Consider the following 20,365-nt stretch of genomic DNA (forward strand, 5'->3'; position numbering starts at 1 on the left):
CCGGGCGTGGTTAGCGAATACTGGAAAGTTGGACGGCAGCGGCATGGCTGCCGCTGCGCCCTGCTTTCTTACTCTTGCGAATCGCGCGGTGCGTACGGCTGCTCGCCGACGGGCGCCGGCTGCTGCTCGTTGCTGCGCGGCTGCTGTTGCTGCTCGTTGTTGAAACGCGGAGCGCGTTCGCCGCGATCGCCACCACGGTCGCCGCGGTCCGAACGCTCGCGGCGCTCGCCGCCGCGGTCACCGCGGTCGCCACGGTCTTCGCGCGGCGGGCGCTCGCTGTATTCCATGCCGGCCGGACGCTCGGTCAGGGCCTTCATGGACAGCTTGACGCGGCCCTTTTCGTCGGTCTCGAGCACCTTGACCTTGACGATCTGGCCTTCGCTCAGGTAGTCGGTCACCTTCTCGACGCGCTCGTGCGCGATCTGGCTGATGTGCAGCAGGCCGTCCTTGCCGGGCAGCAGGTTGATGAGCGCGCCGAAGTCCAGGATCTTGGTGACCGGGCCTTCGTAGACCTTGCCGATTTCGACTTCGGCCGTGATCTGCTCGATGCGCTTCTTGGCGAATTCGGCCTTCTCCGGGTCGGTCGAGGCGATGGTGATCGTGCCGTCTTCGTCGATGTTGATCGTCGTGCCGGTTTCTTCCTGCAGGCCGCGGATGACCGCGCCGCCCTTGCCGATCACGTCGCGGATCTTCTCGGGATTGATCTTCAGCGTGGTCAGGCGCGGTGCGAACTGCGACACCTCGGTCTTGGCCTCGCCCATGGCTTCCTGCATCTTGCCGAGGATGTGCATGCGCGCTTCCTTGGCCTGCGCCAGTGCAACCTGCATGATTTCCTTGGTGATGCCCTGGATCTTGATGTCCATCTGCAGCGCGGTGATGCCGTTGGTCGTGCCGGCCACCTTGAAGTCCATGTCGCCCAGGTGATCTTCGTCGCCCAGGATGTCGGTCAGCACCGCAAAGCGGTTGTCTTCCTTGATCAGGCCCATGGCGATGCCGGCCACGTGGGCCTTCATCGGCACGCCGGCGTCCATCATCGAGAGGCAGCCGCCGCACACCGACGCCATCGACGAGGAGCCGTTGGATTCGGTGATTTCCGACACCACGCGAATGGTGTACGGGAATTCTTCCTTGGTCGGCAGCACGGCGACGAGCGCGCGCTTGGCCAGGCGGCCATGGCCGATTTCGCGGCGCTTGGTCGAGCCCATGCGGCCCACTTCGCCGGTGGCAAAGGGAGGCATGTTGTAGTGGAACAGGAAGCGGTCTTCGTACTCGCCGGCCAGCGCGTCGATGCGCTGCGCGTCGCGTTCGGTGCCGAGCGTGGTGATGACCAGGCCCTGCGTCTCGCCGCGCGTGAACAGCGCCGAGCCGTGGGTGCGGGGCAGCACGGAGTTGCGGATCTCGATGGGGCGCACGGTGCGCGTGTCGCGGCCGTCGATGCGGGGTTCGCCCGAGAGGATCTGGCTGCGGACGATCTTGGATTCGATCGAGAACAGCAGGTCATTGACCTTGCCGGCGTCGAAGGGCTCGCCGCTTTCCTTCAGCGTGTTCATCACGCTGGCATTGGCTTCGCGCAGGGCTTGCGTGCGGGCTTGCTTGCTGCGGATCTGGTAGACGGCGCGCAGCTTTTCCTCGGCCAGGCTCTTGACCTTGGCGACGAAGGCTTCGTCTTCGGCCGGCGCTTGCCAGTCCCACACCGGCTTGCCGGCGTCGCGCACGAGTTCGTGGATCGCGTTGATCGCGATGTTGGCCTGCTCATGGCCGAACACCACGCCGCCCAGCATGATTTCTTCGCTGAGTTGCTGTGCTTCGGATTCGACCATCAGCACGGCGGCTTCGGTGCCGGCCACGACGAGGTCCATCTGCGAATCCTTGCGGGCGGTCTGGCCCGGATTCAGCACGTACTGGCCGTTGATGTAGCCCACGCGGGCAGCACCGATCGGGCCGCTGAACGGAATGCCGGAGATCGACAGCGCTGCGCTCACGCCGATCATGGCGGCGATGTCGGCATCGACTTCGGGGTTGAGCGACAGCGTGTGGATGACCACGTGCACTTCGTTCAGGAAGCCCTCGGGGAACAGCGGGCGGATCGGACGGTCGATCAGGCGGCTGGTCAGGGTTTCGTGTTCGCTGGGCTTGGCTTCGCGCTTGAAGAAGCTGCCGGGGATCTTGCCCGCAGCGTAGGTCTTCTCGATGTAGTCGACGGTCAGCGGGAAGAAGTCCTGGCCCGGCTTGGCGGTCTTGGAAGCGACCACGGTCGCGAGGATCACGGTGCCGTCGATGTCGACCACCACGGCGCCGCTGGCCTGGCGGGCGATTTCACCCGTTTCCATGACGACGGTCTTGTCGCCCCATTGGAAGGACTTGGTGACTTTGTTGAAGAGGCTCATGTTTTGCTCCTGTTTTGAGAGCGGATGACCTGCATTGGGCACAGGTTCCGCAGGGACGGAGGCTTCTCAGAACACGATGCCATTCCAGCGAAGCTCGGCGGGAACTTCATTGGAATGACACAGCTTCGCTCTGTTTTGGCACTCCGAAAGTGGATCGCGAAGTAAAAAACGCCTGAGCTAGCGGACTAACCCAGGCGTTTTTTCATGCGATTCGATTTACTTGCGCAGACCCAGCTTGGCGATCAGCGCGGTGTAGCGGTCGGCATCCTTGGACTTGAGGTAGTCGAGGAGCTTGCGGCGGCGGCTCACCATGCGCAGCAGGCCGCGACGGCCGTGGTGGTCCTTGGCGTGCGTCTTGAAGTGGGGGGTGAGCTCGTTGATACGGGCGGTCAGCAGTGCGACTTGCACTTCAGGGCTGCCGGTGTCGTTGGCGGCGCGGGCGTTGTCTTTGACGACTTCGGCCTTGATGGAGGCTGCGATCATGTTGAATTTCCTTGTTCCGGGATGTTTGACTTGCGGTAGGCGCTGGAACTGCCCCTGCCGTGCGCCTTGCGGCATGCAAAGCCATGGGATTATAACCCTCCCCCGTTCTCGCTCACTTCGTGTAGCTCGTTCCCCCTCGAGGGGCAACACCGGCGGCCCGGCAAAGCCGGTTCCGCGGTGTTTCCCGAACGGCCCTGGCTTCGCCGGGCGCGATTTTGGCGGGCGCCTATTTCTGGGCGGCGAGCCAGGTTTTGAGGCGCTCCACGCCTTGCACCAGCCGCTGCGGGTCCTTGGAGGCGAAGCACCAGCGCAGCCAGCCCTGGGCTTCCGGGGCGAAGGCATTGCCGGGGGCCAGGCCGAGGCCCGCTTCGACGACCAGGCGCTTGGCCAGGTCGAGGGAGTCGCCGAAGCCTTCGAGGCGGAAGAAGGCGTACATGCCGCCCTTGGCGGGGGCCACCTGCACGCCGGGCAGCGCGGCCAGCAGGGGCACCAGGGTGTCGCGGCACTGCTTCAGGTGGGCCACCACGCGGGGGGTGATCTCCGCGGTGTGCTCGATGGCAGCCACGGCGGCGCGCTGCGTGAAGACGCTGGCGCAGGAGGTGTTGAACTCGATCAGCTTGCCGATGCCGTCGACCAGCGCGGGCGGCAGCACGAGCCAGCCGAGGCGCCAGCCGGTCATGAGGAAGCTCTTGGAGAAGCTGTGCGTCACCACCAGCCGGTCGTCGGGCTTGGAGATGTCAAGGAAGCTGGGCGCGCAGCCGTTCGGCGTGGATTCGAAGTAAAGGCGCTCATACACCTCGTCGGCCAGGATCCAGGTGCCGGTTTCGCGGCAGTGGTCGAGCACGGCCTGCTGCTCTTCGCGCGTCATGGTCCAGCCGGTCGGGTTGTTGGGCGCGTTGACGATCAGCAGCCTGGTCCTTGGCGTGACCGCCTTGCGCAGCGCGGCCAGGTCGAGCGTCCATTGGCCATCGGCGGGCACCAGCGGCACGGTGCGTACGTGGGCGCCGAGGATCGCGGGCTGCGCCGTGAGGTTGGGCCACACGGGCGTGACAGCGACCACCTCGTCGCCCGCATCGACCAGCGCCTGTACCGCGAGCATCAGCGCGCTGACGCCGCCGGATGTGACGGCGATGCGCGACGCATCGACCGCCGGATGCAGCGCGCTGGTGTAGCGCGCGATGGCCTCGCGCAATTCGGGCAGGCCGAGGTTGTGCGCATAGAAGGTTTCGCCGCGCTGCAGCGAGTCGATGGCCGCCTGGCGGATCACCTCGGGCGTGACCTCGTCGCTTTCGCCGAACCAGAACGCGAGCACGTCGTCGCGGCCGAGTCCGGCATTGGCAACCTCGCGGATCTTGGAGGCTTCGAGGTTGTGGATGGCTTCACGCATGTCTTCGTTTCCTAGATTCTTTTCATCTTGCAGGTGGTCGGCAGTTCGGCGCGCTCGGGGGCGATGGTCTTGACCACGCGAAAGCCGTAGCCCGAACCCTCGACATCGAACTGCACGCCCGGCCTGCCCTGCTTGTCCATCACGCCGACCACCAGCTGCTGCTGGAACTGATGGTCGGCCGCGCGCATGCGGCCGCGCTGGCCGTAGAGGCTCACGTCGGCCTGCTCGAGCGCGCGCGCCACGGCCACCGCGTCGACGCTGCCCGCACGCGCGATCGATTGCGCAAGCGACTCCACGAGCAACTGCATGCGCATGTGCACGTAGTCGTCGGCAGGCTTGGGAAAGCGCGTGCGGAAGGCACGGTAGAAGGCCTCGGACTGCGCGGTCTGCACGTTGGGCAGCCAGTCGGCCACCGCGATCACGCGGCCGATGCCGGCGTCGCCGATGGCTGCCGGCGCACCGAGCGCGTTGCCATAGAAGGTATAGAAGGTGCCGTTGAAGCCGCCCTCGCGCGCGGCCTTCACCAGCAGCGTGAGGTCGTTGCCCCAGTTGCCGGTGAACACCGCCTGTGCACCGCTCGCGATGATCTTGCTGGCATAGGGCGCGAAGTCCTTCACCTTGCCCATCGGATGGAGCTCTTCCGCGACGATCTCCACGTCGGGCCGCTGCAGGCCGAGCTGGCGCTTCGATTCGCGCAGCACCGCCTGGCCGAAGCTGTAGTCCTGTCCGATCAGGTAGGCGCGCTTGATGGCCGCATCGTCCTTCACCACTTCCATGAGCGCGGCCACGCGCATGTCGGCATGCGCGTCGAAGCGGAAGTGCCAGAAGCTGCAGCGCTCGTTGGTCAGCACCGGATCGACCGCCGCGTAGTTGAGGAAGATCACGCGCCGCGCGGGGTCGCGCTCGTTGTTCTTCTCGATGGCATCGACCAGCGCCGCGGCGGTGGCCGACGAGTTGCCCTGCAGCACGATGCGCGCGCCGTCGTCGATGGCCGCGCGCAGCGCCGACAGCGCTTCTTCGTTCTGCCCCTTGCTGTCGTAGCGGTCGAGCTGCAGCGGCCGCGCCCCGCCGGGCAGCTTGATTCCGCCGCGCGCATTCACGCGCTCCACGGCCCACAGCAGGTTGCGGAACACCGCCTCGCCGGTGTTGGCGAACGGCCCGCTCATGCTTTCGATCAGCGCGAGGCGGATGGGTGCGGGCGGTGTCTGCGCCTGCGCTGCGAAGGGGGCCGCGCATAGCGCCAGCGCCGCAAATTTCAAGGCCTTGCGACGCCAAATAAAGGGGGGATTCATTGTCTTGAAACGGGTGCGGCTGTGCCTAGATGGGTGTCAAGCGGCACTCAGGATTGAATGGCCGCGCAGTGTAAGGGACACACATTCCTTGTCCCCATTGTGTTCATTCAGGAGTTCTCCCATGTTTTTCGCACCCACCCTTCGCACCGCCCGCTTTGCACCCCGTTCGTACGACCGCGCCTTCGAGCGCTTCGTCAACGATGCCTTCGCCGGAACGCGCACCTCGCCGCTCGTCGAGCAGGACGACAAGACTTGGACGCTCTCCATCGACGTGCCGGGCCTCTCGCGCGAAGACCTCGCCATCGGCATCGAGGGCGCCGTGGTCCGCATCGACAGCAAGGCAGAAGCCAAGCGCCAGTTCAAGGCAGCCTACGAATTGCCGCTGGACATCGACGTGGCTTCGAGCGAAGCCAGGCTCGAGAACGGCGTGCTCACGCTGAAGCTGGGCAAGCAGGTGCCGGTCAGCCAGGTGGCGCAGCTGCCGATCAACTGAGCCTGCAAAGCCCACAAGAGGAAAGTGTCGTTATCTATTGTTTTTGACTTTGAAGACGCTCTCTAATCACAATACGACAGCGAATAACGTCACATCATGTGACGTTTTCACATTTTCCTTTCTTCGTGGGCGTTTCGACAGACGCATCGAATCCATGACGGTGCGGATTCGGGTGCCCCTCAAGGCACGCCATGATCACGCACCTCAAGTCAGCCAAAGACGATGAACGGTCCGATACGCTCCTGGTCTTCCTGCCGGGCGCCTACCTGAAACCTGACGAGTTCGAGCGCGAGGGCTTCATCAGCGCCGTGCGCGAGCGCCACCTGGCGGCCGACTCGCTGCTGGTGGATGCCGATGTTTCCTACTATTACGACCAGACGCTCAGCGAGCGGCTGCATGCGGACGTCATCGAGCCGCAGCGCGCCCAGGGCTACAAGTCGATCTGGCTGGTCGGGATTTCCATTGGCGGCTTCGGCGCGCTGATCCATGAACTGTCGCGGCCGGGCTCGGTCGACGGCATCGTCGCATTGGCGCCCTACCTGGGACGCCGCGTTCTTGGCGCCGAGATCCTCAAGGCCGGCGGCCTGCGCACCTGGCAGGCGCCGGCCGGCCCCCTGCCCGACGAGGAAGTCGACCGCAAGCTGTGGCCCTGGTTCCAGCAGTACCTGGAGCCGCAGAAGTCGCAGAGCCTGCCCCAGCTCTATCTCGGATTCGGCCTCAGCGACCGCTTTGCCAGCAACCACAAGCTGCTGGCGGACGCCCTGCCCGAAGGCCGCGTCTTCACCACCGAGGGCGGCCACGACTGGCCGCAATGGCGCCAGCTCTGGCGCAACGTGCTCGACGTGCTGCCGCTGCCGTCGCTCGGCCGTTCGCGTCCGTCGCCAGCTATGCGGACACCGGCGCCGCGGATGACGTCATCAGCGAAGCCATGGGCCATCGCGGCTTGACGTCGAAGGCATAGCGCTCGCTCGCCTCCGCCAGGCCCGACTGCAGCCGCATGGCGGCCGCCATGGCAATCATGGCGCCGTTGTCGGTGCACAGATGCAGCTCCGGATAGTGCACGCGCACGCCGCGCCGGGCGCAGGCGGCGTTCAATTGCTCCCGCAGGCTTCGGTTCGCGCCCACCCCGCCGGCCACCACGAGCCGCTTGAGGCCCGTCTGCCCGAGCGCGGCCAGCGATTTCTTCAGCAGCACCTCGACGATCGCCGCCTGCGTGGACGCGGCGAGGTCGGCCTTGTTCGCCTCGAGCTCGGCGCCGAGCTTCTTGGCCTGCGTCAGCACCGCAGTCTTCAGGCCTGCGAAGGAAAAATCGAGGTCGCCGCTGTGCAGCAGCGGCCGCGGCAGCTTGAACGCCGCGGGGTTGCCCGCCTCCGCCAGCTTGGCCAGCCAGGGGCCGCCCGGATAAGGCAGGCCCATGAGCTTGGCGCTCTTGTCGAAAGCCTCGCCGGCCGCATCGTCGATGGTTTCGCCCAGGAGCTCGTAGCGGCCCACGCCGTCGACCCGCATGAGCTGCGTATGGCCGCCCGATACGAGCAGCGCCACGAAGGGAAATTCCGGCGGATCGGCACTCAGGAACGGCGACAGCAGATGCCCTTCGAGGTGGTGCACCCCGAGCACCGGCTTGCCGAGCGCCGCGCCCAGCGCGCAGGCCACGCCCGCGCCCACGAGCAGGGCCCCGGCCAGGCCCGGCCCGCGCGTGTAGGCGACCACGTCGATCTCGGCCAGCGTGCGGCCCGCTTCGGCCATCACGGCTTCGGTCAGCGGCAGCACGCGGCGGATGTGGTCGCGGCTGGCCAGTTCGGGCACCACGCCGCCATAGGCCTGGTGCATGGCGATCTGGCTGTGCAGCGCATGCGAGCGCAGCTGCGGCAGCGCGTTGCCATGCGTTTCCACCAGCGCCACGCCGGTTTCGTCGCAGGATGATTCGATTCCCAGGAGAAGCATGCCCGGGAGTGTAGGCGGCGAAGAATGCCCGTGCGGCACGGATGTTGCAGCAAGCCTTTTGCTACCCCTCCCCCACCATGAAATCCGGACTGAGTTTTCTGATCGCCGCCAGAAAGTGCGAAATCGACGAGTTGGACCAGCTCGCGCGCACCAGCGACCTGGTCGGCCTGATCGCGCGGCTCGTCCATGCGCTGCAGCGGGAGCGCGGCATGTCCAACGTGTTCCTCGCCTCGCGCGGCGTCCGCTTCGCCGAGCAGCGCGATCCGCAGATCGCCGAATGCCTGGCGCTCGAGCAGGAGGTGCGCGCCGGATTCGACCAGCTCGAGACCGAAGCGCACCCCGGCGCCACCGCAGGCAACAGCGCCCGCCTCTTCAGCCGGATTGCCTGGGTGCTCCCCGGGCTCGACGGCCTGCCCGCCCTGCGCCAGCGCATCGGCGCGCTCGAGCTGACGCCCGCGCAGGCCACCGCCGCGTTCGCAAAGCTCGTTGCCGGCCTGCTGGCGGTGGTGTTCGAAGCGGCCGATGGCGCCACCGACCCCGAGATCTCGCGCCTGCTGGTGGCAATGTTCAACTTCATGCAGGGCAAGGAATTTGCCGGCCAGGAGCGCGCCTTCGGCGCCGCGTCGCTGGCGCTGGGGCGCAGCGACGAGGCGCAGCGCCAGCAATGGCTGCACCTTATCGAACTGCAGGAGCGCTGCTTCCAGGTCTTTACCGATTTTTCGAGCAGCGGCGTGCTGGCGCTCTGGCACCAAGGCCAGTCCGACCCCGTCATGGCCGAGATCGAGCGCCAGCGCCGCATGAGCGTGAGCACGCCCCAGGCGGCCTCGGCGTGCGTTCCCGACGCCCGGCTGAGCCAGGCCTGGTTCGACTGGTGCACGCGCCGCATCGACGCCATGAAGACCGTCGAACACCGGCTCGCCGCCGACCTGCGCGAGCTCTGCGCCCGCAAGACCGCACAGGCGCGCGCCGAACTGCAGAAATACCAGGAGGTGCTCGGCAACCTGGCGCCGCAGCCCGAGGGCGCGGTGTTCTTCGACGACGCCGACACCCGGGCCACGGAGCCTGCGCAGTACGGCCGCCACCTCGAGCGCTCGGTGCTCGACATGGTCCAGGAGCAGTCGCGCCGCCTGCAGGCCATGAGCGACGAGCTCGAAACCGTGCGCGCTTCGCTCAACGAGCGCAAGCTGGTCGAGCGCGCCAAGGGCCTCCTGATGGCGCACCGCCGCATGAGCGAGAACGAGGCGCACAAGATGCTGCTGCAGACGGCCATGAACCAGAAGCGCCGCCTCGTCGACGTGGCCGAGTCGATGCTCGCCATGGCCGACTACCTGCCGCTCGATGCAGCGCCCCGCCGCTGAGCGCCGCCCGAAAAGCGTTCGAATTGGTGCGGCGCACAACAACCGTGCATGAATCCGGATTTCCGCCTTGCGGCCGTTTCGCGCAAGCCGGCAACCGCTCTCCTGCTGCCGATTCGATAGCAATCGGCAGCCACGAAAGCTGGCACATAGTTTGCTGAAGTAGTACATGGACCTTCGGGTCCCAGGCAGGCGGCACCCAACGGCGGGTGTCGTCCACCGAAACCGGACAAAGGCGTCCCCATCCCGCAAGGGCTCGTTTTCGAGCAGCCCCTGCGCGGTGCGGACGCCTTTTTTGTTTTCTGCTTTTGTTCGTTCTTCTTCCTTCACTCACCGGAGCCCGCCACATGACCGACCCGCTGACAACCCGCCTCAGCCGCCGCCGCGTACTGCAAGCCGCCGCCATTGGCGCCGTGGCCATCGATCCCGCGCTGCGCGCCGCCGTCTGGGCCCAGGGCTCCGACAAGCCCGAGAAGGAGGAAGTGAAGATCGGCTTCATCCCGCTGACCGACTGCGCCAGCGTGGTGATGGCCTCGGTGCTGGGCATCGACAAGAAGTACGGCGTGAAGATCGTGCCCAGCAAGGAAGCCAGCTGGGCCGGCGTGCGCGACAAGCTCTCCAACGGCGACCTGGACATGGCGCACGTGCTCTACGGCCTGGTCTACGGCATGCACCTGGGCCTGAGCGGCCCCAAGAAGGACATGGCCGTGCTCATGACCCTCAACAACAACGGCCAGGCGATCACGCTGTCGAAGAAGCTCGCGGACAAGGGCGCAGTCGATGCTCCCTCGCTCGCCAAGCTGATCGCGAGCGAGAAGCGCGAATACACCTTCGCACAGACCTTTCCCACGGGCACGCATGCGATGTGGCTCTACTACTGGCTCGCATCGGCCGGCATCGACCCCTTCAAGGACGTCAAGAACATCACGGTGCCGCCTCCGCAGATGGTGGCCAACATGCGCGTGGGCAACATGGACGGCTACTGCGTGGGCGAGCCCTGGGGCCAGCGCGCGATCATGGACGGCATCGGCGTGACGGCCATCACGACGCAGGACATCTGGAAGGACCACCCGGAGAAAGTGCTCGGCACCACCGGCGACTTCGTCAAGAAGTACCCCAACACCGCGCGTGCCGTCACCGCGGCCATCATCGAGGCCGGCAAGTGGATCGACGCCGGCCTGCAGAACAAGAACAAGATGGCCGAGACCATCGCCGACAAGAGCTACGTCAACACCAGCGTGGACGCGATCAACCAGCGCATCCTGGGCCGCTACGTCAACGGCATGGGCAAGAGCTGGGACGACCCCAACCACATGAAGTTCTACAACGGCGGCGCCGTGAGCTTCCCCTATCTGTCGGACGGCATGTGGTTCCTCACGCAGCACAAGCGCTGGGGCCTGCTCAAGGAGCATCCGGACTACCTGAAGGTGGCCACCGAGATCAACCGCATCGACATCTACAAACAGGCCGCCGCCGCCACGCAGACCCCCGTGCCCAAGGACGTGATGCGCAGCAGCAAGCTGTTCGACGGCACGGTGTGGGACGGCAAGGATCCGAAGAAGTACGCCGATTCCTTCAAGCTGCATGTCTGAGGAGAAACACATCATGGTCAGTGCTGTATTTCATTCGCCGATGGACGCATCTCTCCCTCTCCCGCGTGCGGGAGAGGGCCGGGGCGAGGGTGCGCCCCGCGCCGAGGCGGCCTCGCAGCCCAAAGTAGAGAGGGAGCAAAAGCCACGCTCGCCCATCGACCTGCGCGCCTTCTGGATGCGCGTGCTGCCGCCGCTCGCAGGCTTCGGCCTGCTGGTGCTGGTCTGGGAGCTGGTCGCCATGAAAAGCACCACCGGCTTTCCGTCGCCGCTGGCCACCTGGCAGCAGGCGCTCACGGTCTTCAGCGACCCGTTCTACAGCAAGGGCCCGAACGACCAGGGCGTGGGCTGGAACGTGCTCTCGTCGCTGCAGCGCGTGGCACTGGGCTTCGGCCTGGCGGCGGCGGTCGGCATTCCGGCGGGCTTTGCGATCGGGCGCTTCGAGTTCCTTTCGCGCATGTTCAATCCGCTGATCAGCCTGCTGCGCCCGGTGTCGCCGCTTGCCTGGCTGCCGATCGGCCTGCTCGTCTTCAAGGGCGCCAACCCGGCCGCCATCTGGACCATCTTCATCTGCTCGATCTGGCCGATGGTGATCAACACCGCGGTCGGCGTGCAGCGCGTGCCGAGCGACTACATGAACGTGGCCAAGGTGCTGAACCTGTCGGAGTGGAAGATCTTCACGAAGATCCTGTTCCCGGCCGTGCTGCCCTACATGCTGACCGGCGTGCGGCTGGCGGTGGGCACCGCCTGGCTCGTGATCGTGGCGGCCGAGATGCTGACCGGCGGCGTCGGCATCGGCTTCTGGGTGTGGGACGAGTGGAACAACCTCAACGTCGCCAACATCATCATCGCGATCTTCGTGATCGGCATCGTCGGCCTGGTGCTGGAGTTCGCGCTCATCAAGCTTGCCACTGCATTCACGTTCGAAGAGGTGAAGTCATGAATGACGATTCGAAATACATCGAGATCCACGACGTCGAGCAGCGCTTCAAGACCGCCAAGGGCAGCTTCCTTGCGCTGCAGGGCGTCAACCTGAACGTGGCCAAGGGCGAGTTCGTCACGCTGATCGGCCATTCGGGCTGCGGCAAGTCGACGCTGCTGAACCTCATCGCGGGCCTGACCACGCCGACGCAGGGCGTGCTGCTGTGCGCGAACAGGGAAATCAAGGGGCCGGGACCGGAGCGCGCGGTGGTCTTCCAGAACCACTCGCTGCTGCCCTGGCTCACCTGCTTCGAGAACGTGCACCTGGCCGTCGAGCGCGTGTTTGCCGCCACCGAAGGCAAGGCGCAGCTGCGCGCGCGCACCGATGCGGCGCTTGCGATGGTCGGCCTCTCGGCGGCCGCGCAGAAGCGCCCCGGCGAAATCTCCGGCGGCATGAAGCAGCGCGTGGGCATTGCGCGCGCGCTGTCGATGGAACCCAAGGTGCTGCTGATGGACGAGCCCTTCGGCGCCCTCGACGCACTCACGCGCGCCAAGCTGCAGGACGAGCTGCTCGCCATCGTGCAGAAGACCCAGAGCACCGTCGTCATGGTCACGCACGACGTCGACGAGGCGGTGCTGCTCTCCGACCGCATCGTGATGCTCACCAACGGCCCGGCCGCCACCATCGGCGAGGTGCTGAAGGTCGACATCCCGCGTCCGCGCAATCGCGTCGAACTGGCCGAAGACCCGATCTACGTGCATGCCCGCAAGGCCGTGATCGACTTCCTCTACACGCGCCAGGCACACGTGGAGAAGGCTGCAGCCTGACCCAGCAGGCACGGCACGACCGGCGTCAGGACATGATGACCTGCAGGCTGTGCTCGTACCAGGCGGTGAGGCGCTCGAAGGTATCGACCAGCGCCTCGCTCGAACGCACCAGCGTCGCTCGGCCTTCGGGGCTGCCCTGCGCCTGCACGCCGCCGACCAGGCGCAGCCATTCATCGCGCGCGGCGGCCAAAGCGGCGCGGATCTCGGGTGAGCTGAGGGGCGCGCGTTCGAGCTCCAGCAGCGCCGCTTCGAACTCGTTCATGGTCGGCAGCAGCCGCTCGCGCGATGCCTCGGCCGCAATGGTCGATGCGAGCAATGCGTCCTTCGCGAGGCGCTGCGCGCGCATGCGCTGCCGCCCGCAGATGTTGACGATGCGCAGCGCACGCCGCGCACCCGAGGCCTCGAGCGCTTCGGTCATGGCTTCGGCGGCCGAGAGCAAGGCCTCGCCGCGCGCGTCGATCTCGGCCAGCCCCGGCTGCGTGGGACGCGCGGCCAGCGAGCCGGCGAGCCCGCTCCAGGCGGCCCGCACTTCGCCCAGCGCAAGCACGCCAGCCGCGCCCAGCTCGAGGGTGCCCAGATGATCGAGGTTCTGCTGCACCCGCTCGGTCGACTGCGTGCGCAGGACCCGTGCGCGCTGCACGTCGATGCCCGACAGCAGCTGCGCCGCCACGCGCACCAGCCGCTGCGAGAGCATGCGCAGCTGCCCGGCGCGGTTGATCGCGTCGGCCCATTGCGCGGCCTCGATCACGGAGCGCGACACCTCGCCCAGCCGCAGGTTGGCATGCATCGCCGCGCCGCGCAGCAGGCCGAAGGCTTCGTCTTCGCCGATGCCGCGCGCCGACATCAGCAGGCCCTTGGCACGATCGACCCACTTGCGCTCGTCCATGCGCGTGCGCAGGGCGTCGAGTTCGGTGCGCAGCGCGGCTTCGCGCTGCCAGCGGGCCTGCGCGCGAGCGAGCAGTGCCGCGAGCGACGCGGCGTCCAGCGCATCGATGGGCGCCCAGGCGTGCACGCCGAGCGCGGTCAGCGCCTCGTGCTGTTCTCCGCCCAGCGGCGCACTGGCCAGGCTCAGCGCGCAAGGCGGCGCGCCACCCCACGCCTGCAGTGCCTCGACCAGCGCCGGCAGCTGGTCCGCCGGCTCGGGCAGATGAACCAGGGCCTGTTGCGGTGCAAGCGCACTCACCTGCTGCACCAGCGTGTGGCAAGTGGCCCTTCCGAGCACGGTGGCATTCACCCCCTCCAGCGCCAGCCACAACGGCTCCGGCAGGTCCGACAAGGGCGCGGAGCCGGCGAATTCATTGGGCAGGACGGCGAGAAGAGAAATCATGGCGAGGTGATGCAGAGCAGTGCAAGCATAGGCCAGGCCCGCGCGCTTTCGCAGGCACGCCTCTTGCGTAGAACAGGGTGCGGTGTAACGAAGCACCGCTTTGGTGAGGCTGCAGGCTCCTGCATCCGTCCTGGCACTGCACGTGCCGGGAAGCACCCCCACGCCGACAGCGTCCGCTGCCGGCATCCCGCCCCAACCCCGTCCGTCGACACGGCTCCTGCGAGGCCGCGCCGCGGCATTTCGCACGATTGAACGCCATGTCCAGCTTCAAGACCTTTCTGCATTCCGGCCACGGGCCGACGCTGTTTGCGTCCTTCCTGTACTTCTCGTTTTCGTGCTGCATCTGGGTGCTCAACGGCGCGATGGCGCCCTTCATCGGCGAGACCTTCGACCTCTCGCCCGCGCAGAAGGGCCTGATGCTGTCGGTGCCGATCATCGCGGGCGCGCTGATGCGCTTTCCGCTCGGCATCCTGTCGCAGTACATCGGCCGCAAGAATGCGACGCTGGTCGAGATGGGCCTGATCGCCGTGGCGATGCTGTTCGGCTTCTTCTTCGTGAAGAGCTTCAACGACCTGCTCGCCATGGGCGTGCTGCTGGGCATTGCGGGCGCGAGCTTCGGCGTGGCGCTGTCGCTGGGCTCGGGCTGGTTCCCGCCGCAGCACAAGGGCCTGGCGATGGGCCTGGTGGGCGCCGGCAACGTGGGCACGGCGGTGTCGGTGCTGGTGGCGCCGCCGCTCGCGCAGTGGCTCGGCTGGCAGGCGGTGTATGCCGTGGCGGCGGCCGCGATCCTGGTGCCGATGATCGTGATGATCGTGTTCGCCAAGGAGCCGCCCGACGTCGACAGCCATGCGAGCTTCCGCGAGCACATCGCCTGCCTGTTCGAGAAGGACGGCTGGGTGTTCAGCCTGATCTACGGCGTGACCTTCGGCGGCTTCATCGGGCTCATCACCTTCCTGCCTTCCTACTACTACGACCAGTTCGGCGTGAGCAAGGTGCAGGCCGGACAGCTCACGATGCTGGCCGCCTTCATGGGCGCCGCGGTGCGCATCGTCGGCGGCTGGATCTCCGACCGCTGGGGCGGCGTCAACACGCTGACCGTGGTGCTGCTGGTGGTGGCCGTCGGGCTGGTGCTGGTGGGCATCTCCTCGGCGTCGCTCGCGCTCACCACGCTGCTGCTGATCCTGTGCTTCGCCGCGCTGGGCGCGGGCAACGGCGCGCTGTTCCAGCTGGTGCCGCTGCGCTGGCCCACGAGCACCGCGGTGGCCGGCTCGATGATCGGCGAGATCGGCGCACTGGGCGGCGGCCTGGTGCCCAACGCCATGGGCCTGTCGAAGCAGTACCTGGGCAGCTACGTCTGGGGCTTTGTGTTCTTCGGTGCGCTGTCGCTGGTGATGCTGGGCGTCATGCGCGTGATGCAGATCCGCTGGACGCGCACCTGGGCCGAGAAAGGTGGCCGCGCGCGCACCTCGCCCCACACGGCCGACGCCAAGTACGTGCCCCCAAGGAAGACGGCGCGGCCATGACCTTCCTCCGCCCGTCCTCAACGTGGCAAGAAGAGCAGCCACACCACGAGCAGTGCGTTGAACAGCAGCGACACGGCCAGCGCGATCTTGTAGAGCGCGGCCGGGTCGCGGCGGATCAGCGGCGTGGCGGCGGGCGCGCTCACGGGGCGGGAAGCACCCCGCTCCAGCGCGAGCAGCATTTCCTCGGCGGTTTCGAAGCGCTCGCGCGGGTCGCGCGCGACGGCCTTGCGCACCAGGTGGTCGAGCCACACGGGCACGTCGGGCCGCAGGCGCGAGAGCGCGGCCGGATCGCGCCGGTAGCGCGCCACCTGGTAGGGCTCGATCTCGCCGTAGGGCAGATGGCCGCCGAGCCACTGGTACAGCGTGACGCCGAGCGCGAACAGGTCGCTCGCGGTGTCGGCTTCGGCGCCCTCCCACTGCTCGGGGTTGATGTAGCTCGGCGTGCCGGCATGCAGCTCCCGCTGGGCCGCGCCTTCGCGGCCCGACAGCGCCACGCCCAGGTCGAGGATGCGCCAGCGGCCGTCATCGCCCAGGTGCAGGTTGCCAGGCTTGATGTCGCGATGCACCACGCCGTGGCGGTGCAGCCGGCCCAGGGCCTTGGTCAGCTCGATGGCGGCGGCAACCACCTCGGCCACCGCGCCGCGCGCGCCGGACTTGCGCATCTGCTCCAGCGTGCGCCCGCCGTGCCAGTCGAACACGATGTAGAGCGCGCTCGCGTTCTCGGCGCGTTCGTGCACGCGCACGAATCCGCTGTTGCCCACGCGCTGGCCCAGCCAGGCTTCGTGGGCGAGCATCGCGCGCTCCTGCGGGTCGCTGGCGCGCGAGGGATGCAGCGTCTTGAGCGCCACCAGTTCGCGCGTGGCCGCATTGCGCGCCTGGTACAGCAGGTGCACGCCGGTGTCGGCCACCAGCGCGGTGACGACGTAGCCGTCGAGCGCGTCGCCCACCTTCAGGAACGGCGGCGGCGCCAGGCGGCGGCCGTCGCCGAGCTCGTCGTCCAGCTGCCGCACATCGAGGCCGACCACGCGAATGACCAGCGCCGTCGCGTTGTCGCGCGTGCCGGCGTCGAGCGCCGCGCGCACCAGCGCCTCGCTCGCTTCCTCGGCACTGCCCTGCAGGGCGAGCGCGGCCAGGCGCTGCGGCTTGAGCACGCCGTGCACGCCGTCGGTGGTGAGCACGAAGCAGTCGCCCACGCGCACGTCGCCCTGCGCGTAGTCGACGCGCACCTGGTCGTCCAGGCCGATGGCGCGCGTCAGGCGGCTGCGCATGTCGGGATGCTCGAAGGCGTGGTCCTGGGTCAGCGGCATGGCCGGCTCGCCGTCGGCGCGCACGCGCCAGGCGCGCGTGTCGCCCACATGCGCGAGCGTGTAGCTCTGGCCGTGCAGCACCAGCGCCGTCAGCGTGGTGAGCGCGGTGGCGCCGCCCTGGCGCCGCCGGTTGTGGTCGGCGAGCCAGGCGTTCTGCGCGGCCACCAGGCGGTCGAGCGCGGCGGTCGGCTCCCAGGTGTCGGGCGTCGCGAAGTAGTCGGCCAAAAGGCCCATGACGGTAGTCTGCGCCGCCTCCAGGCCGCGCCCGCCCATGGACACCCCATCGGCAATGGCCGCGATGAGCCCGCGCGACTCTTCGCCGGGCGGTGCGTTCACGGCGCCGGCAAAGTCTTCGTTCACATCGCGCGGTCCGCGCTGGCTGCTGTAGCCGATGTCCACTTCAAAGCTCATGGCGCGATTCTCCACGCGCACCGTGCGCTTTCCCTCGTTTGATTTTCGGAAGGCCCCACCCATGATGAAGAAACTCAAGCTCGTGATGGTCGGCAACGGCATGGCCGGCGTGCGCACGCTCGAGGAGCTGCTGAAGCTCGCCCCCGACCTGTACGACATCACCGTCTTCGGTGCCGAGCCGCACCCCAACTACAACCGCATCCTGCTGTCGCCCGTGCTCGCGGGCGAGCAGACCGTGGACGAGATCGTGCTCAACAGCTGGGAGTGGTACGCCGAGAACAAGATCACCCTGCACGCCGGCAAGAAGGTGGTCGAGGTCGACCGCGTCAAGCGCATCGTGCGTGCCGAGGATGGCACCGAGGCGCCCTACGACCGCCTCCTCATGTGCACCGGCTCCAACCCCTTCATGCTGCCCGTGCCCGGCAAGGACCTGAAGGGCGTCATCGCCTACCGCGACATCGCCGACACCGACTACATGATCGAGACCGCCAAGACCCACAAGAGCGCGGTCGTCATCGGCGGCGGCCTGCTGGGCCTGGAAGCGGCCAACGGCCTGATGCTGCGCGGCATGGACGTCACCGTGGTGCACGTCATGCCCTGGCTGATGGAGCGCCAGCTCGACGACGTCGCGGGCAAGCTCTTGCAGAAGTCGCTGGAGGACCGGGGCCTGAAGTTCCTGATCGGTGCCCAGACCCAGGAGCTGGTGGGCAATGACCAGGGCCGCGTGGCTGCCATCCGCTTCAAGGACGGCACCGAAGTGCCCGCCGACCTGGCCGTCATGGCCGTCGGCATCCGCCCCAATGTGGAGCTCGCCGAGCAGATGCGCCTGCACTGCAACCGCGGCATCGTCGTCACCGACACCATGCAGACCGTGACCGATGCGCGCATCTACTCGGTCGGTGAATGCGCGGCCCACCGCGGCATCGCCTACGGCCTGGTCGCGCCGCTCTTCGAGCAGGCCAAGGTCGCGGCCAACCACCTGGCCCAGTTCGGCATCGGGCGCTACCTCGGGTCGCTGACCTCCACCAAGCTCAAGGTCACCGGCATCGACCTCTTCAGCGCCGGCGAGTTCATGGGCGGCGAAGGGACGGAAGAGATCGTCATGAGCGACCCCTTCGGCGGGGTCTACAAGAAACTCGTCATCAAGGACGACAAGCTGGTGGGTGCGTGCCTCTATGGCGACACGGTGGACGGCAGCTGGTACTTCAAGCTGCTGCGCGACGGGCGCAGCGTGCACGACATCCGCGACAAGCTGATGTTCGGCGAGTCCAACATCGGCGACACCGGCCACGAGGGCCACAGCAAGGCCGCCAGCATGCCCGACGACGCCGAGGTGTGCGGCTGCAACGGCGTGACCAAGGGCACCATCTGCAAGGCCATCAAGGACAAGGGCCTGTTCACGCTGGACGAGGTCAAGAAGCACACCAAGGCCAGCGCCAGCTGCGGCTCGTGCACCGGCCTGGTGGAGCAGATCCTGATGTTCACCGCCGGCGGCGACTACTCGGCCACGCCCAAGAAGAAGGCGGTGTGCGGCTGCACCGACGCGAGCCACCAGGACGTGCGCGACGCGATCAAGAAGGAACACTGGCTCAGCCACGACGCGGTCTACCGCGGCCTGGGCTGGCGCACGCCCAACGGCTGCGCCACCTGCCGCCCGGCCGTCAACTACTACCTGATCTCGACCTGGCCCAAGGAGGCCAGGGACGATCCGCAGAGCCGCTTCATCAACGAGCGCAGCCACGCCAACATCCAGAAGGACGGCACCTACTCGGTCATCCCCCGCATGTGGGGCGGCCACACCACGCCCGACGAGCTGCGCCGCATCGCGGATGCGGCCGACAAGTACCAGATTCCCACCGTCAAGGTCACGGGCGGCCAGCGCATCGACCTCTTGGGGGTGAAGAAGGAGGACCTGGAGGGTGTCTGGAAGGACATCGGCATGCCTTCGGGCTTTGCCTATGCCAAGAGCCTGCGCACGGTGAAGACCTGCGTGGGCAGCGAGTGGTGCCGCTTCGGCACGCAAGACAGTACCCAGATGGGCAAGGACCTGGAGCGCGCGCTGTGGGCGATGTATTCGCCGCACAAGGTCAAGCTCGCCGTCTCCGGCTGCCCGCGCAACTGCGCCGAGGCCGGGATCAAGGACGTGGGGGTGATCGGGGTGGATTCGGGGTGGGAGCTGTATGTGGGGGGCAACGGCGGCATCAAGACCGAGGTGGCGCAGTTCCTGGTGAAGGTGAAGACGGCCGCCGAGGTGATGGAGTATTCGGGCGCCTTCTTGCAGCTGTACCGCGAGGAAGGCTGGTACCTGGAGCGCACGGTGCACTACATCGGGCGGGTGGGGCTGGACTATGTGAAGAAGAAGATCCTGGAAGACGAGGCCGGCCGCAAGGCGCTGTGGGAGCGGCTGCAGTTCGCGCTGGATGGGGAGCCGGATCCGTGGTTCGAATCGAGCCAGGCGTCGGTGGATGTGCGGCAGTTCACGCCGGTGGCGGTGGTGGATGACGCGGACAAGGCCACCCAGGCGGCCTGAAGGACAAGGAGAAACAACCCATGAGCAACAACAGCAATCACAACGAATGGCAGGTGATCTGCCGCGTCGAGGACATCCCGGTGCTGGGCGCGCGCCGCGTGGCGCGCCCGGTGGGGGTGGACGTGGCGGTGTTCCGCAATGCCGAGGACCAGGTCTTCGCGCTGCTGGACCGCTGTCCGCACAAGGGCGGGCCCCTCTCCCAGGGCATCGTGTTCGGCACCAGCGTGGCATGTCCGCTGCACAACTGGGCCATCGGGCTCGATGACGGGTGTGCCAAGTCGCCGGATGAGGGGTGTACGCCGAGGTTTGCGGTGAAGGTCGAAGATGGCCAGGTCATGATGAACGTGGTCGAACTGAAGACGCACGCACTCGACCTGGCGCCGCCTCGCGCGGGCCCCGGTGCCGCCACGGCTGGCAAGCTGGGAGACGAGACCTTCGACGTGCAGGCGCCGCACGGCAGCTAGGCGAAAAAAGGCACCGACCCATGGAAGAAACTCGCTCCACCTGCCCCTACTGCGGCGTGGGCTGCGGACACGCCTTCGGCGGTCCGCTCCGCGGTGCACGTGAACGCCGCAACCTCCTTCTCTT

General features: G+C 67.3%; 16 protein-coding genes. 9 read left to right on the forward strand and 7 right to left on the reverse strand.

What is annotated here, in order from left to right; all coding sequences use genetic code 11:
• Window positions 1-68: 68 nt before the first annotated feature.
• The 4 genes from pnp to RZE77_RS18385 all read right to left on the reverse strand — a co-directional run bounded on the left by pnp (window position 69) and on the right by RZE77_RS18385 (window position 5,549).
• A complete protein-coding gene (gene pnp, locus RZE77_RS18370; RefSeq protein ID WP_319438673.1) occupies window positions 69-2,387 on the reverse strand; it encodes a polyribonucleotide nucleotidyltransferase in 2,319 nt (772 codons plus the stop codon).
• Between the two features lie 216 nt (window positions 2,388-2,603).
• Entirely contained in the window at window positions 2,604-2,870 is a 267-nt protein-coding gene (gene rpsO / locus RZE77_RS18375) for a 30S ribosomal protein S15 (protein WP_007837783.1), read from the reverse strand.
• 226 nt (window positions 2,871-3,096) lie between these two features.
• The gene (locus tag RZE77_RS18380) at window positions 3,097-4,257 is read right to left on the reverse strand and encodes a pyridoxal phosphate-dependent aminotransferase (RefSeq protein ID WP_319438674.1); all 1,161 of its coding nucleotides are present in this window, start codon (window positions 4,255-4,257) and stop codon (window positions 3,097-3,099) included.
• 11 nt (window positions 4,258-4,268) lie between these two features.
• On the reverse strand, window positions 4,269-5,549 hold the full coding sequence (locus RZE77_RS18385) for a branched-chain amino acid ABC transporter substrate-binding protein (RefSeq protein WP_319438675.1): 1,281 nt from the start codon (window positions 5,547-5,549) through the stop codon (window positions 4,269-4,271).
• A gap of 121 nt (window positions 5,550-5,670) precedes the next feature.
• Between RZE77_RS18385 and RZE77_RS18390 the strand changes: the two genes are divergently transcribed.
• Together RZE77_RS18390 and RZE77_RS18395 are read left to right on the forward strand one after the other, a co-directional pair.
• A complete protein-coding gene (locus tag RZE77_RS18390) occupies window positions 5,671-6,042 on the forward strand; it encodes an Hsp20/alpha crystallin family protein (protein ID WP_319438676.1) in 372 nt (123 codons plus the stop codon).
• A 191-nt stretch (window positions 6,043-6,233) separates the two neighbouring features.
• Window positions 6,234-6,989 (forward strand): alpha/beta hydrolase-fold protein, encoded by a 756-nt coding sequence (locus RZE77_RS18395; RefSeq protein ID WP_319438677.1) that lies wholly within the window; start codon window positions 6,234-6,236, stop codon window positions 6,987-6,989.
• Here the strand turns inward: RZE77_RS18395 and tsaD are convergent.
• Complete coding sequence (gene tsaD, locus RZE77_RS18400; RefSeq protein ID WP_319438678.1) at window positions 6,928-7,986, reverse strand: tRNA (adenosine(37)-N6)-threonylcarbamoyltransferase complex transferase subunit TsaD; 1,059 nt, start codon at window positions 7,984-7,986, stop codon at window positions 6,928-6,930. The two genes, RZE77_RS18395 and tsaD, sit on opposite strands and share 62 nt — an antisense overlap.
• Before the next feature lie 77 nt (window positions 7,987-8,063).
• Between tsaD and RZE77_RS18405 the strand changes: the two genes are divergently transcribed.
• The 4 genes from RZE77_RS18405 to RZE77_RS18420 all read left to right on the forward strand — a co-directional run bounded on the left by RZE77_RS18405 (window position 8,064) and on the right by RZE77_RS18420 (window position 12,679).
• Window positions 8,064-9,344: a nitrate- and nitrite sensing domain-containing protein gene (locus RZE77_RS18405; protein ID WP_319438679.1), complete on the forward strand. Its 1,281-nt coding sequence runs from the start codon at window positions 8,064-8,066 to the stop codon at window positions 9,342-9,344.
• A 344-nt stretch (window positions 9,345-9,688) separates the two neighbouring features.
• Window positions 9,689-10,933, forward strand: a complete 1,245-nt coding sequence (locus RZE77_RS18410; protein ID WP_319438680.1) for a CmpA/NrtA family ABC transporter substrate-binding protein — start codon at window positions 9,689-9,691, stop codon at window positions 10,931-10,933.
• A 13-nt stretch (window positions 10,934-10,946) separates the two neighbouring features.
• Window positions 10,947-11,873, forward strand: coding sequence for a nitrate ABC transporter permease (gene ntrB / locus RZE77_RS18415; RefSeq protein WP_319438681.1), 927 nt, complete (start codon window positions 10,947-10,949; stop codon window positions 11,871-11,873).
• Window positions 11,870-12,679 carry an ABC transporter ATP-binding protein gene (locus tag RZE77_RS18420; protein WP_319438682.1) on the forward strand — a complete coding sequence of 270 codons (810 nt, stop codon included), beginning with the start codon at window positions 11,870-11,872 and terminating at the stop codon, window positions 12,677-12,679. The genes ntrB and RZE77_RS18420 overlap by 4 nt, the downstream gene beginning before the upstream one ends.
• A 25-nt stretch (window positions 12,680-12,704) precedes the next feature.
• On the opposite strand, the gene RZE77_RS18425 is transcribed toward RZE77_RS18420, so the two are convergent.
• Window positions 12,705-14,006, reverse strand: coding sequence for an ANTAR domain-containing protein (locus RZE77_RS18425; RefSeq protein ID WP_319438683.1), 1,302 nt, complete (start codon window positions 14,004-14,006; stop codon window positions 12,705-12,707).
• A 257-nt stretch (window positions 14,007-14,263) separates the two neighbouring features.
• Between RZE77_RS18425 and RZE77_RS18430 the strand changes: the two genes are divergently transcribed.
• Window positions 14,264-15,529, forward strand: a complete 1,266-nt coding sequence (locus RZE77_RS18430) for an MFS transporter (protein WP_319438684.1) — start codon at window positions 14,264-14,266, stop codon at window positions 15,527-15,529.
• 17 nt (window positions 15,530-15,546) lie between these two features.
• On the opposite strand, the gene RZE77_RS18435 is transcribed toward RZE77_RS18430, so the two are convergent.
• Window positions 15,547-17,247, reverse strand: a complete 1,701-nt coding sequence (locus tag RZE77_RS18435; protein WP_319438685.1) for a bifunctional protein-serine/threonine kinase/phosphatase — start codon at window positions 17,245-17,247, stop codon at window positions 15,547-15,549.
• Window positions 17,248-17,311: 64 nt separating this feature from the next.
• Between RZE77_RS18435 and nirB the strand changes: the two genes are divergently transcribed.
• Together nirB and nirD are read left to right on the forward strand one after the other, a co-directional pair.
• Window positions 17,312-19,777, forward strand: a complete 2,466-nt coding sequence (nirB, locus tag RZE77_RS18440; RefSeq protein WP_319442356.1) for a nitrite reductase large subunit NirB — start codon at window positions 17,312-17,314, stop codon at window positions 19,775-19,777.
• 20 nt (window positions 19,778-19,797) lie between these two features.
• Window positions 19,798-20,241 carry a nitrite reductase small subunit NirD gene (gene nirD / locus RZE77_RS18445; RefSeq protein ID WP_319438686.1) on the forward strand — a complete coding sequence of 148 codons (444 nt, stop codon included), beginning with the start codon at window positions 19,798-19,800 and terminating at the stop codon, window positions 20,239-20,241.
• Window positions 20,242-20,365 lie beyond the last annotated feature (124 nt).

Source organism: Variovorax sp. SPNA7 (assembly GCF_033807855.1).
Lineage (GTDB): Bacteria > Pseudomonadota > Gammaproteobacteria > Burkholderiales > Burkholderiaceae_C > Variovorax > Variovorax beijingensis.

Excerpts from the sequence above, each read along its gene's own strand:
- nirB (WP_319442356.1), top strand. The coding sequence starts at position 17,312 with ATGAAGAAACTCAAGCTCGTGATGGTCGGCAACGGCATGGCCGGCGTG.
- RZE77_RS18410 (WP_319438680.1), top strand. The coding sequence starts at position 9,689 with ATGACCGACCCGCTGACAACCCGCCTCAGCCGCCGCCGCGTACTGCAA.
- tsaD (WP_319438678.1), bottom strand. The coding sequence starts at position 7,986 with ATGCTTCTCCTGGGAATCGAATCATCCTGCGACGAAACCGGCGTGGCG.
- RZE77_RS18390 (WP_319438676.1), top strand. The coding sequence starts at position 5,671 with ATGTTTTTCGCACCCACCCTTCGCACCGCCCGCTTTGCACCCCGTTCG.
- RZE77_RS18425 (WP_319438683.1), bottom strand. The coding sequence starts at position 14,006 with ATGATTTCTCTTCTCGCCGTCCTGCCCAATGAATTCGCCGGCTCCGCG.
- RZE77_RS18430 (WP_319438684.1), top strand. The coding sequence starts at position 14,264 with ATGTCCAGCTTCAAGACCTTTCTGCATTCCGGCCACGGGCCGACGCTG.
- rpsO (WP_007837783.1), bottom strand. The coding sequence starts at position 2,870 with ATGATCGCAGCCTCCATCAAGGCCGAAGTCGTCAAAGACAACGCCCGC.
- RZE77_RS18380 (WP_319438674.1), bottom strand. The coding sequence starts at position 4,257 with ATGCGTGAAGCCATCCACAACCTCGAAGCCTCCAAGATCCGCGAGGTT.
- nirD (WP_319438686.1), top strand. The coding sequence starts at position 19,798 with ATGAGCAACAACAGCAATCACAACGAATGGCAGGTGATCTGCCGCGTC.
- RZE77_RS18395 (WP_319438677.1), top strand. The coding sequence starts at position 6,234 with ATGATCACGCACCTCAAGTCAGCCAAAGACGATGAACGGTCCGATACG.
- pnp (WP_319438673.1), bottom strand. The coding sequence starts at position 2,387 with ATGAGCCTCTTCAACAAAGTCACCAAGTCCTTCCAATGGGGCGACAAG.
- RZE77_RS18435 (WP_319438685.1), bottom strand. The coding sequence starts at position 17,247 with ATGAGCTTTGAAGTGGACATCGGCTACAGCAGCCAGCGCGGACCGCGC.
- RZE77_RS18405 (WP_319438679.1), top strand. The coding sequence starts at position 8,064 with ATGAAATCCGGACTGAGTTTTCTGATCGCCGCCAGAAAGTGCGAAATC.
- RZE77_RS18385 (WP_319438675.1), bottom strand. The coding sequence starts at position 5,549 with ATGAATCCCCCCTTTATTTGGCGTCGCAAGGCCTTGAAATTTGCGGCG.
- RZE77_RS18420 (WP_319438682.1), top strand. The coding sequence starts at position 11,870 with ATGAATGACGATTCGAAATACATCGAGATCCACGACGTCGAGCAGCGC.
- ntrB (WP_319438681.1), top strand. The coding sequence starts at position 10,947 with ATGGTCAGTGCTGTATTTCATTCGCCGATGGACGCATCTCTCCCTCTC.